The organism is cyanobacterium endosymbiont of Epithemia turgida isolate EtSB Lake Yunoko (assembly GCF_000829235.1).
Lineage (GTDB): Bacteria > Cyanobacteriota > Cyanobacteriia > Cyanobacteriales > Microcystaceae > Rippkaea.
This window is the reverse complement of sequence record NZ_AP012549.1, coordinates 590573-602624: the sequence shown is the minus strand read 5'-3', so window position 1 is coordinate 602624 and position 12052 is coordinate 590573. Positions and strand designations below refer to the sequence as shown.

7 protein-coding genes, 1 tRNA gene and 1 pseudogene are annotated in these 12052 nt (G+C 37.2%); 7 read left to right on the top strand and 2 right to left on the bottom strand.

Annotated features, from left to right (window positions below):
• Positions 1-442: 442 nt before the first annotated feature.
• From rimP to ETSB_RS01710, 6 genes are all read left to right on the top strand, one after another.
• A complete protein-coding gene (gene rimP, locus ETSB_RS01735) occupies positions 443-904 on the top strand; it encodes a ribosome maturation factor RimP (protein WP_044105924.1) in 462 nt (153 codons plus the stop codon).
• Between the two features lie 38 nt (positions 905-942).
• Complete coding sequence (nusA, locus tag ETSB_RS01730) at positions 943-2166, top strand: transcription termination factor NusA (RefSeq protein ID WP_044105922.1); 1224 nt, start codon at positions 943-945, stop codon at positions 2164-2166.
• Positions 2167-2188: 22 nt separating this feature from the next.
• On the top strand, positions 2189-2479 hold the full coding sequence (locus ETSB_RS01725) for a YlxR family protein (RefSeq protein WP_044105921.1): 291 nt from the start codon (positions 2189-2191) through the stop codon (positions 2477-2479).
• Between the two features lie 182 nt (positions 2480-2661).
• Positions 2662-5670, top strand: a complete 3009-nt coding sequence (gene infB, locus ETSB_RS01720) for a translation initiation factor IF-2 (protein ID WP_044105920.1) — start codon at positions 2662-2664, stop codon at positions 5668-5670.
• A 60-nt stretch (positions 5671-5730) separates the two neighbouring features.
• On the top strand, positions 5731-6375 hold the full coding sequence (locus tag ETSB_RS01715) for a low-complexity tail membrane protein (RefSeq protein WP_332403723.1): 645 nt from the start codon (positions 5731-5733) through the stop codon (positions 6373-6375).
• A gap of 135 nt (positions 6376-6510) precedes the next feature.
• Complete coding sequence (locus ETSB_RS01710; protein ID WP_044105917.1) at positions 6511-6708, top strand: hypothetical protein; 198 nt, start codon at positions 6511-6513, stop codon at positions 6706-6708.
• 2698 nt (positions 6709-9406) lie between these two features.
• Here the strand turns inward: ETSB_RS01710 and argF are convergent.
• Entirely contained in the window at positions 9407-10330 is a 924-nt protein-coding gene (argF, locus tag ETSB_RS01705; protein WP_044105916.1) for an ornithine carbamoyltransferase, read from the bottom strand.
• A gap of 250 nt (positions 10331-10580) precedes the next feature.
• Between argF and ETSB_RS01700 the strand changes: the two are divergent.
• Positions 10581-11706, top strand: a pseudogene (locus tag ETSB_RS01700) (site-2 protease family protein).
• A gap of 104 nt (positions 11707-11810) precedes the next feature.
• Here the strand turns inward: ETSB_RS01700 and ETSB_RS01695 are convergent.
• Positions 11811-11883: transfer RNA gene (locus ETSB_RS01695), tRNA-Ala, on the bottom strand.
• Positions 11884-12052 lie beyond the last annotated feature (169 nt).

Below are 12052 nucleotides of genomic sequence, written 5' to 3'. Positions count from 1 at the left end.
TCATTAAAAATTATAGGAAGGACTTACATAAGTATTAATTCAAATTTTTAAATAAAATAATAATTTTTAAAAATTATTAGAAAAATCAACGCTAACTATTATTATTAAATTGCAATTTTAAAAAAGCATTTTAAAAATATCTATTGATAACTTACTAAAAAAAATAAATTAATTATGTTATACAATTTTCTACTGAATATTTTAAATCAGTTTAAGAACAACCTAGCAACTGATACCAAGAAGCTAAGATTACTAGTAGTTGAATATAGACTTTTTAAATATTTCAAAGTATACCTAATTCCAGACTAGAAACAAAGGGACTAAAAGTTTGCTAGACTAGTAAGTTAGGACAAGTAATCATGGTACCTTTTACAACCCTTCCAAATTATTAACGTTCAAAGGAAGTGGGCTGGAACCCGCTTTTTTTAGTGCCTAAGCTGCAATGAATAACCCTATAGTCTCACAAATTATTAAAATAGCTACCCCTATTGCCGAAAATCTCGGACTAGAAGTCGTTGATGTTGTTTTTCAGACTAACAAACGACCCCCTGTGTTGCGTATAAATATTCGTCACGCACAAGGAGATACAAGCTTAAATGATTGTGAAGGGTTAAGTCGATCCTTAGAAACTAGTCTTGATGAATCCCAAGCCATTCCAGGTTCCTATGTTTTAGAAATTTCTAGCCCAGGAGTTTCTCGACAACTAAATAGTGATCGTGATTTTATGTCTTTCAAAGGATTTGCCGTCATTGTCACAACCTATGCCCCGTACCTAAATCAAAAAGAATGGCGAGGTAGACTTCAAGAACGAGATACAGAGAGCGTTCATCTAAACCAGAAAGGACGGGCGATCATAATTCCTCGGGACCTGATTACCACAATCACACTTGATGACCATCCCTAACCAAACTCTATATTTTAAAGTCAAGGAGGTCCATAACAATGTCCCTTATCAGCTTACCCGGTCTGGCTAAAATGATTGATGAAATTAGCCAACAGCACAATTTACCAAAATCTGCCGTCCAAGAAGCCTTGCGAGAAGCGTTACTCAAAGGGTATGAACGTTATCGTCGTTCCCAAAGCTTAGATCGTCAGCAATTTCATGATGAATACTTTAATAACTTTGAAGTAGAACTAGACATTGAAGAAGAAGGGTTTCGCATCCTTTCTACCAAAAGAATCGTGGAAGTAGTCGATAACATTGACCATCACATCTCTCTTAAAGAAGTCCAAGAAGTTGCTTTAGAAGCTCAATTGGGAGACGAAGTAGTTTTAGATGTAACTCCAAATCAAAAGGATTTCGGGCGCATGGCGGCCATTCAAACTAAACAGGTTCTTATACAAAAACTACGAGATCAACAGCGTAAACTTATTCAAGAAGAATTTAATGATCTTGAAGGAACAGTTTTGAATGCGAGATCCTTACGCTTTGAACGCCAAGATGCGATCGTCGCTGTTCAAAGTGCTTTTAGTCAACCCGAAGTTGAAGCAGTCCTACCCAAACGAGAACAACTACCTAATGACAATTATCGCGCCAATTCTAGTTTCAAAGTTATCCTTAAAAAAGTTTTAGAAGGCTCACATCGTGGACCTCAACTGATCGTTTCGCGCTCAGCTGCTGGCTTAGTTGTCGATTTATTTACTGTAGAAGTCCCTGAAATAGATGAAGAAATTGTGCGGATAGTGGCTGTTTCCCGTGAAGCTAATCCCCCTTCTCGCTATGTCGGGCCAAGAACTAAAATTGCGGTAGATACCCTAGAGCGAGATGTAGATCCTGTAGGAGCTTGTATTGGAGCTAGAGGATCTCGAATTCAAGCAGTAGTTAATGAACTGCGAGGAGAAAAAATTGATGTGATTCGTTGGTCTCCTGATCCTGCTACCTATATTGCCAACGCCCTTAGTCCAGCCAGAGTAGATCAAGTGGTTTTAATTAATCCTGATGAACGTCATGCTCTGGTCTTGGTCGCCGAAGACCAATTGAGCTTAGCCATTGGTAAAGAGGGTCAAAATGTCCGCTTAGCCGCCCGTTTAACTGGGTGGAAAATTGACATCAAAGATACATCTACTTATCAGCTAGAAATTAACAAAGAACAGCAACCCTCTAACAAGTCAGAGCTTTTGAGTAATGAAAAAGACAATGACGAAACTGACCTTGTATTTAAATAGTGAATAATCATTCCATTTAGTTATGCAGCCCAATTATCGACGTTGTGTTAGTTGTCGTAAGATAGCACCAAAACAGACATTTTGGCGTATTGTTCGAGTTCATTCATCTCGACAGGTACAATTAGATAAGGGGATGGGAAGATCTGTCTATATCTGTCCTCAGGAAAATTGCTTGTACAACGCCAGTAAAAAGAACCTTTTGGGCAAAATGCTTAGGACTAATGTCCCTGATAGCATTTATCAAACTCTGTGGAGTCGTTGGCAGATACTAGCTGATACCGAGTCTGTATCAGCTAAACCTCCCAATTCTTAACATTTAGGTTATTTAGGGATGCGTCTTGATGTCTTTGGTCGTTAGCATAGGAGTAAGGTCATTTTATAAGATCGTCATGATGGCAGTCAGATGGAACTGACAAAACCCAGAACTTGCCCGTTGCTCAAAAGCCAAGGGTCCAAGTCTTTAAACCAACACAAACCTAGTCAGGGGGATAGTGGATGAACAACGCACAAAAAGTTAGAATTTACGATTTATCGAAAGAGTTGAACCTAGAAAATAAAGATATCCTAGAAATTTGCACTCAGCTTAACATTCCTGTTAAGAGCCACAGTAGCACGATTAGTGAATCCCAGGCTGAACGGCTCAAGGCCATGGCAAGTAAATACGTTGCCAGCCAGACAACTGAGGAAAAAGAAAAAACATCTCCTAACGAAAAAAACACACAACAAATCTTAGCTATTCATCATAAGCAAATCCATAAGAGTTCTTCTAATCAAGCCTCAAGACAACCTCAGGGTTCTTCTCCAACCTTAGTGGCTCCCCCTCGGTTACCTACTAAACCACAATTATCTCGCCCCCCCGTAAACTCTCAAAAATCGCCTCAAAAAGCATCAAACAAAGAGGAAACAGTTGTTAATCCTAGCGAGAAGCCAAAACTTACAGAGAAAACTAAACTCTCCGAAAACCTTATAACTACTCTAGTTGAAGATAGCCAAGAACTTGAACCTACTCCGACTCTTCTCAATCCTCCCCAACTATCTAAACCTCTAGTTCAATCTTCTCAGAAATCTCCTTCTGGGAAGTCAGGTTTGAAACTTACCTCTAAACCTGAACCAACAGAAAGAGTTGAGCCACAGAAAAAACTTTCGTTAGAGACCACCTCGACTCCAAAAACAGTTTCCGCTGAAACTCCGGCTCCTAATAAGAAAATCACTAAAATCAAAGCTAAACTGGATCTCCAGCGACCGCAAGTTGGAAGGCAACCAAAAGAGGAAACCCTTGAATTAATTGCTCCTTCGGTCAAACTCCCATCAGACGAAATTGATGATTCAGATGTAGTCGATGATGATGTTCTCGAAACGCCTCTAAAACCTAAACCAACCTTAAAACGTCCTACGTCAGCGCGTCCTTCAAAACAGAAAAAATGGGAAGAAGAAGAGGAAGAACGCGAATCTAAAGTAAAAAACAAAGGAGCTGCCAAAGCTAAACGTCGGACTAAACGTCTTGACGAAGAAGATGAGGATTTTGAGTCAACAACTGGTCTCAATCCCATTCCTTTGACCGCAAGTCTCTCTACGGCTCGTCCCCCTAAACCTCAATCTCAGACGAAACTAGCTGCTGTCAGCAAGCCTAAAAAACCGATGCCCAAACCCGACACCGGTGGGGGATCAACAACACGTCAGAAAACAGAACGTCGCGAACGTCAAGAAGTCATTCAACGTCCTGAAACTATTATTCTAGACAGTAATCTGACAGTCAGAGAACTTGCTAATAGGCTGCAAATCCCTGAAACTGAAATTATTAAGAATCTTTTTTCTAAGGGAATTGCAGTCAATATTACCCAGACACTGGATTTAGAAACGGCTCAGTTAGTCACAAAAGAATTAGGGGTGGAAGTGGAAGTCCCCGAAGTAAAAGCTGCAGCGACTAAAGATACAGAAATGCTCGATGAACACGACTTGGATAATCTTCAGCGTCGCCCTCCAGTAGTCACTATTATGGGTCACGTCGATCACGGAAAAACTACCTTGCTCGACTCCATCCGTCAAACGAAGGTCGCTCAAGGAGAAGCTGGAGGAATTACTCAGCATATCGGGGCATACCATGTGGATATTAAACACAATGGACAATCAGAACAGATTGTTTTCTTGGATACCCCTGGTCACGAGGCCTTTACCGCCATGCGAGCGCGCGGAACTAAGGTAACAGACATTGCGATTCTGGTAGTGGCTGCGGATGATGGGGTTCAACCCCAAACACGAGAAGCGATTAGTCACGCTAAAGCAGCAAAGGTTCCTTTATTAGTAGCTATCAATAAAGTCGATAAACCTGAAGCTAACCCTGATCGCATCAAACAAGAATTAGCAGAATTGGGTTTACTTTCTGAAGAATGGGGAGGGGAAACTATTATGGTTCCCGTTAGTGCCCTCAAAGGGGAAAACCTTGATACTCTCCTAGAGATGATTATCCTGTTGTCGGAAGTAGAAGAATTGGTAGCTAACCCCAATCGTCTCGCTAAAGGAACAGTCATCGAAGCTAACCTTGACCGTACTAGGGGTCCAGTAGCCACCCTCCTTATCCAAAATGGAACTCTACGGGTAGGAGATGCTATCGTTGCTGGCTCAGTCTTCGGTAAAATTCGTGCCATGATTGATGATCGTGGAGAAAAAGTAGAAGCCGCTTCTCCCTCATTTGCCGTTGAGGTTCTCGGACTTAGTAACGTTCCCTCGGCGGGAGACGAATTTGATGTCTATGCCAATGAAAAAGAAGCCCGCGTCGTGGCTGAACAAGGAGCGGCTGATCAACGCCAAACCCGTCTGCAACAAGCAACGTCTTCTCGTCGGGTAACCCTTAGTACTATTTCGGCTCAAGCTCAAGAAGGAGAACTGAAAGAACTTAATCTTATTGTTAAAGCTGATGTTCAAGGGTCTGTAGAGGCAATTCTCGGTTCTTTAGAACAGTTACCTCAAGATGAGGTTCAAATCCGAATTCTCCTGGCTGCTCCTGGGGAAATTACCGAAACCGATGTAGACTTAGCGGCTGCTAGTGGTGCAGTGGTAATCGGCTTTAATACAACCCTTGCTAGTGGCTCTAGAGCGGCGGCTGACCACGAAGGGGTGGATATTCGAGAGTACGACATCATCTACAAACTCCTCGATGATATTCAAGGAGCTATGGAAGGGTTACTCGAACCTGAAGAAGTGGAATCTCCCCTTGGACAAGCCGAAGTTCGGGCTGTCTTTCCCCTGGGACGAGGAGCAGTGGCCGGTTGTTATGTTCAGTCTGGCAAGGTTGTACGAAACCGCTTTGTTAGAGTGCGGCGCAGCGATAATATAGTCTATCAAGGAAATCTTGATTCCCTCAAACGGGTTAAAGAACTTGCCCGTGAGGTTAACGCTGGTTATGAATGTGGTGTCGGAATCGATAAGTTCAGTGATTGGCAAGCAGGGGATATCATTGAAGCTTACGAAATGGTAATGAAACGTCGTACTTTAGCGGGAAGGTAAAACAACAAAGAGTCCATAATAGCTAGTTTATAAGCTATTATGGACTCTTTATTCTGAATTATGTTCTTTATTCTGAATTATGTTCTTTATTCTGAATTATGTTCTTTTGGTGTTATGAATAACTTCCGTGTGGAACCTTTTTTATGGCTTCATCTAGCCGGAATTGCTATTGTTCCTTTAAGCTTACAATTAGTTTTGTTAGGACTAGCAATAGGGGACCCCTTACCCCTGTGTTGGCTAGAACTCTTTATCGTTGGAGTGTTTGGGGTGGTTCCAACTCTTTTGATGCAGTTGACTCGACCCTTCGATCTTTTTAGTGTATTACTGCTTTCCCTTCATCCTGATAGTTTAACCGTTGAACAACGTAAAATTTTAGGGTCATTAAAAACTCGAAAGATCCGAATTTTGACGATAATCGTGGCGTTTGCCATGTTAGGTGTTTTATGGGAACTTTATCTACTCGCCCCCCTAGGCGCAGTGACGGTCACTACACTACCTCAATGGCGAATACTAGGATTGTTTATCGCAGCGATCGGGTTTTTATTGAGTAATTTGTTTGTTCAAATCCCCATTGCAGTTGTTGGGATTATCCTGACTCCTCAACAACAATGGCTAAGCACTGAGCCTTACGCAACCGAAAAAATCCTCCAAGACTTTACTGTTTGTGGACTTTGCGTGCAAAAAATTCTCCCGATCAAGGTTTAATTTTCATCCTCTTTTGAAGAAATTTATCCAAAAACTCCATAATTTTAAAAAATTTGTCTCAAAGTTATCAGAATCTCTCGAATTGCCTGAGTTTTGCTTAAAGAAAGATAATGTTAGTCATTTGATGAAATTCTTATGTTGAGCTCAACTATCTCCCGTAATCGTAAATCTGAGCAAAATCATGAAATTTGGGAGCATTTAAAACAGGCAATTGCTGATTGTTCTGGTTTTAAACAGTGGCAGTCTCGCCAGACTAAAGATCATGATTTCTCTCCTTTCGAGCAACAAGTGCGTTGTTATCTCCGAGAAACTCTAGAAACCTTGGCTTACTAACATTTTTAGCGGGGGCTTTTGCCCTCTTTTTATTGTTTTTGTTATAAGAGGTCCAGTTTAACTCAAATCAAATAGTAAATTTCTTAAATTAAAAACAATAGCTGACTGAAAACCTACCTAGAAATTCAGCTAACATAATTACAAAATTTAAGACCTGTCAAAGTCTACTTTCAATCTAAAAATCTCCTCCTAAATAAGAGATAAAGGCATTATGTTCAGGTACAAGATGAAAAAACTAAAAAAATTGTATATTATGTTGGTGAATATCTCAAAAATTACAATGATAAAAACAATTTATGAATTTATTACTGAAGGAAAATAGTGATTGTAAAATTTTCCAAAAAGTGAAAAGGAAAAAAAACTTATAAAGAAAAATATAGAATATTTTAAATAGCTTTCCTAGAAGGATTCAAGCACTTAATAAGAGCTAACAATTCTTCGATTTTTTAAAAAAGAGAAAAAAGTAAAAATTCGATTTTATATATATGTTTATAAAAAATAAAATAGCAAAAAAAATAAATAAAAATTAAAATCAAACCAAAAACTATGACAGAGAGAAAGGAATAGATGCGGTGATTTTATTTATAAAAAATAACTTTACACAAGTAGTTTAATTCGGTATAAACTACAATTTTAAAAAAAATAAATATAGTGTTTTTTGAAACCTTATAGTTCATAACTAAATATAATAAAAAAGTAATAGGTTCAAACAAAAAGTTATAAAATTTCTAAATAATACTCAAAAATAAAAATTATAAAGCTAAGATAAATGAAAAAAGTTTTGATAAAAAATAAAAAGTATCTATCAAAGTAATATAAACTATAGTCTAATTACCTAAATACAAAATTATAAAGTGATTGACTTTTTAAGAATTATTTGGAATTACTTACTTATTCTCTACCCTCCTTCAGAAGAAGAAACCTCGGACCTGGCAACGGGAAACAGTAAAATTTGAGTCATAATTAAAATTTATTGGAACCGTTTCTTTTCAAGAAGTTTAAGATTTTTCTCCTTGGCAGTAAATCTTAATAGTTAGTTTAACCTGCTGTAACATATCTCCCGGCATTTCTGTTGTTTTGGGCACATTTTCAGAATAAATAAGCAGTAGTATTATTTTGTTATTCCCAAAAAACAAAAAAGCAGGTGGTGAAACTCGACCCCATGACATTCAGATTGAAAAGGTGATATTCCACCACTAAACTACATCTGCGGTGCTACAATTCTCAGTTGTATTTTCAAAATTATCGGGAACGTAACTGACTAAATGGTTTTCTTTAGTTTAAATAATTTGTCCTAATACTGTAAACATTAACACTTCTCAATAGACACGCTGGACTAGATGGTATAAGAAATTTGCTTCCCCACTAGAGGCTGTTGCCACGGTCTGAGTGTATTTGGGAGTCAAATTAATCGCCTATCCCTGCAACCGTAACCATTTTTCATGGAGAATTCGATCAAATGACAAATATTCTAAGATTGTCTTCGTACAACAAGTTACATCTTCTGCTAAAAAATCTAAGACTTAGGAAGAAAAAAAGAAAAGTTTTCTTTGATAGACTTGTTTAAGGATATATAAACCTACTTTAGTGTTTTCTCAAATGACAATCTGTCTTAGAAGACATTCTAGTCCATTTTTTTGAACGGTTTCCAGAAGATATAAAAAGACTAGACGATCACTAAGTAAAACCAGTCTGTTAGGGTTGCACTTAGTGTCTTAAGGACTCCCATCACGGCTAATTCCATGGAAATACTAAAGCTTTACCCCGTCAAAGAGACCATCCCATAAAAATTTTCTGCGGTGGATAAGATTGTAAAGATGATAAACTCATCAAAGATGTTCCATTCTGTTATACAAAAAACTTTTCCCGTTAAGCAATATCCTCTTTCACTGGGATAGTTTAGATTAAGGGGTTTCCTTGCGATACAATTATGTAAATTTTATTTATACTAAAATTTCTGCAATAGCCATTAAGGCTAGATAGATTGATATGAAAATAACATTAAGATTCAATATCAACTTTGAGACAACATCCTGATGTTGAGTTTGCAAGAAAGCTAATGTCTTAGTATTCTAAGACACTCAAATCTGAAAGTGACGATAGGTTAAGTTTAAATACCCCTCGCTGTTTAAATACCTCTCGCCGTCTTATTGTTAAGGAACATTCAACCTCAATAACCCGAAATTACTCGTTGCTTTAAAAACTTGTTTGAAGATTTCGGCATCATATTGAGTGAGTAAGACTGTTTATGGTGAAATATTTGTGATTGAGTATATATATACTAGCAATTTTTAATAAGTTTTCTTCTGTGGTAATTTTTGGTAAAACACTTATTGACATCATACTCATACTATTCCTGGAGTTAAGTTTTAGTCTAAATTAACTGAAGAAATTGATTACAGCTGCCGCGTTCTTGTTTTTATTTTTGCTGTTTATTAATTACCTTCTCACAAGTAATGTCATAAGTAATTCGAATATTATCGATAACTTCAAATAAATCTCCTAACTCCTGCGAAATATTGTTAGAATTAGCTTAGGCAGCTTCTTGAAATTCTTCGATTAATCTGTTTTTTTAGCCTTGTAAGTATCCCACTTCAGATAAAGTTCTCACTTCCAGCCCATTTCTAGATTGTTCAATGATTTCTGAAATTTTGCCTTTAACTAATTTATTTAAATATTGACGCAAGGTTTACCCCCATTAACTATTAATTCCTAGTAAACTTACTATTAATGCTTTTTGGACATGCATTCTATTTTCTGCTTGCTCCCATACCCGGGAATGTTTCCCTTCAATAACTGAATTAGTAATTTCTTTTCCACGATGAGCGGGTAAACAGTGTAAAACAATGACTTCTTTATCAGCATAATGCAGTAAAGTTTCATTAACCTGATAGGGTTCAAATAAGGGAATTCTTGAAGCTGCTAAATCTTCTTGTCCCATACTTGTCCAAACATCAGTATAAAGTACTTGAGAGTTTTTAGCAGCTTCAATAGGGTCATTGGTTATGATAACCTCAAATCCGTCTACTGCTAATTCTTTAGCCTTTTCAACAATCTGACTATTTGGTTGGTAGCCATCAGGAGTGGCAATATGAACTTTCATCCCCATTAATGCTCCTCCCAAAATTAGAGAATGGGCAACATTATTGCCATCCCCAAGATAAGTAACCTTAATGCCGGATAGAGTGTTTAAATTCTCTTGAATTGTCAACAAATCGGCTAAAGTTTGACAGGGATGTTCCAAGTCAGTTAAGGCATTAATAATAGGAATTTCCGCATAATTGGCAAAGGTTTCTAAGTCTTCTTGTTTATATGTACGAACGGCTAAAATATCTAAATAGCGATCTAGAACTCTAGCAGTATCGGCAATGGGTTCTCCTCTCCCCACTTGAGTAAGACTAGGATTAAGATCTATCACTTGTCCTCCTAACTGATACATCGCCACGCTAAAGGAAACACGGGTGCGGGTCGAAACTTTATAAAATAAAAGTCCTAAGACCTTTTGAGAAATAGGTGACCGTCTCCCACTTTTAAGATGTGCTGCTAATTCTAGAACATTCTTAAGTTCGGTAGCATTAAGATCAGCAATTCCTAGAAAATCTCGTCGAGTTAGAGTTGTCATAGTTATTTTAATCTATGTATAGGTGGTATCTTTTTGTCTGTAAAGAACAGACCGTCATTGTATCGATTAGACTATGGTTAGCCGTGAATTCATAAGGCATAATTCATAATTGCTGTAGATAAACGAACTTAGTAAGACAGGTTTCACTGTTATTTTTAAGGTTTATTAATTTTACATCTCGTTACAATGGGATTAGACAAGAGTGAAGTCCTTAAAACAAATTTCACAAATTAAATAGAAGGTTCGACCCATGAATAATATAAGGGTTGGCAATTTATTCGGAATTTCTTTTTATGTGAATCCTTCTTGGTTTCTAGTTCTGGGGTTAGTTGCCGTCAGTTATGGGAGGGGAGACAGTTAACATTATTTCCCCAATTAGTAGAGATTGTACCTTGGATTTTGTTTTTTTTTGCTACAATGTTACTGTTTTCTTCTGTGGTCTTTCATGAATTGGGGCACAGTTTTGTTGCACTTTCCCAAGGGATTAATGTTAAGTCCATTACCTTATTTTTATTTGTGGAATTAGCTAATTTAGAAAAAGAATCTGAGACACCCTTGGGAGCATTCTTAGTAGCGATTGCGGGACCTATTGTTAGTTTAGCAATCTTTGCTAAACTAAACCTAATTCAAATTAACTTTTCTTTTAGTGCACCAATTACATCGATTATTTCACTACTTACTTCAATTAACTTAATTCTAGGATTATTTAACTTAATTCCTGGTATACCCTTTAGATGGTGGCAATATTCTTAAAGAATTAGTTTGGAAAATCACTGGAAACTCAAATAAAGGGATTATTTTTGCTAGTCGTGTTGGACAAGTTTTCGGTTGGTCAGCTGTTGCTATCAGTGCTTTAGCAATTTCAGGAATTAGTCCTATTAGAAATTGCTGGACATTATTAATTGGTTTTTTTTATTACAAAATGCAGTATTTTTTGGTAAATATGCTAGGTTTCAAGAAACTTTAAGTGTTTATACAGCCAAGATGTAGTGATTCCTTGTAGTCCCGTAGTTCCTGATAGTTTTAACCTGAGACAATTTGTTAATGATTATGTGATTGGCAAGAGGAAGTGGAAGAAATTTTTAATCACTAATACAGAAGGCAAACTATCAGGAATTCTTGAACTAGACGCTCTGAATAAAATTTCTACTTCCCAATGGACTCAGTCAAAAATTTCAGAAATAATGCAGCCCATCAATGATGGTCTAACCATGATAGAAGCGGATAAATCTTTGTTAGAAGTAGTAAAGATTTTAGAAAATAACCCTTGTCAGTAACTAACTGTTATTCAAAAAAATGGCATTGTATTAGGATTTTTAGAAAAAGCGTCAATTATCAAATTTCTCCAAGAACAAACCCAAGCTAAAGCGGCATGATCCTCTGGTCTAAAAAACCTTAAAGAATTAGTAATAACAAATTACCAATACGAACGACGAAGCATATATCCATCTTCATCTTGAATTTCTCTCTTATTTCTAGATGGAGCTAAGCGGACTCGAACCGCTGACTTTCACAATGCCATTGTGACACTCTACCAACTGAGTTATAGCCCCTAATATAACATCCACCCATTATAGTACTTGAAATTTAATATCCTTGTCAAGGGTTTCTCTCCTAGAGGTTTTGGACGATAATTGCTAAATAACTTTCAAAATTCGTAATAGGTTATCTAAACATCATTGGACAGGTTCAGCTGAAAGTTTTCTGAATTGACTGGAGTTA

What these genes read in the sequence shown, in the direction of transcription:
- rimP (WP_044105924.1), top strand. Translation starts at nt 443, where the DNA reads ATGAATAACCCTATAGTCTCACAAATTATTAAAATAGCTACCCCTATT.
- nusA (WP_044105922.1), top strand. Translation starts at nt 943, where the DNA reads ATGTCCCTTATCAGCTTACCCGGTCTGGCTAAAATGATTGATGAAATT.
- ETSB_RS01725 (WP_044105921.1), top strand. Translation starts at nt 2,189, where the DNA reads ATGCAGCCCAATTATCGACGTTGTGTTAGTTGTCGTAAGATAGCACCA.
- infB (WP_044105920.1), top strand. Translation starts at nt 2,662, where the DNA reads ATGAACAACGCACAAAAAGTTAGAATTTACGATTTATCGAAAGAGTTG.
- ETSB_RS01715 (WP_332403723.1), top strand. Translation starts at nt 5,731, where the DNA reads ATGTTCTTTATTCTGAATTATGTTCTTTATTCTGAATTATGTTCTTTT.
- ETSB_RS01710 (WP_044105917.1), top strand. Translation starts at nt 6,511, where the DNA reads ATGTTGAGCTCAACTATCTCCCGTAATCGTAAATCTGAGCAAAATCAT.
- argF (WP_044105916.1), bottom strand. Translation starts at nt 10,330, where the DNA reads ATGACAACTCTAACTCGACGAGATTTTCTAGGAATTGCTGATCTTAAT.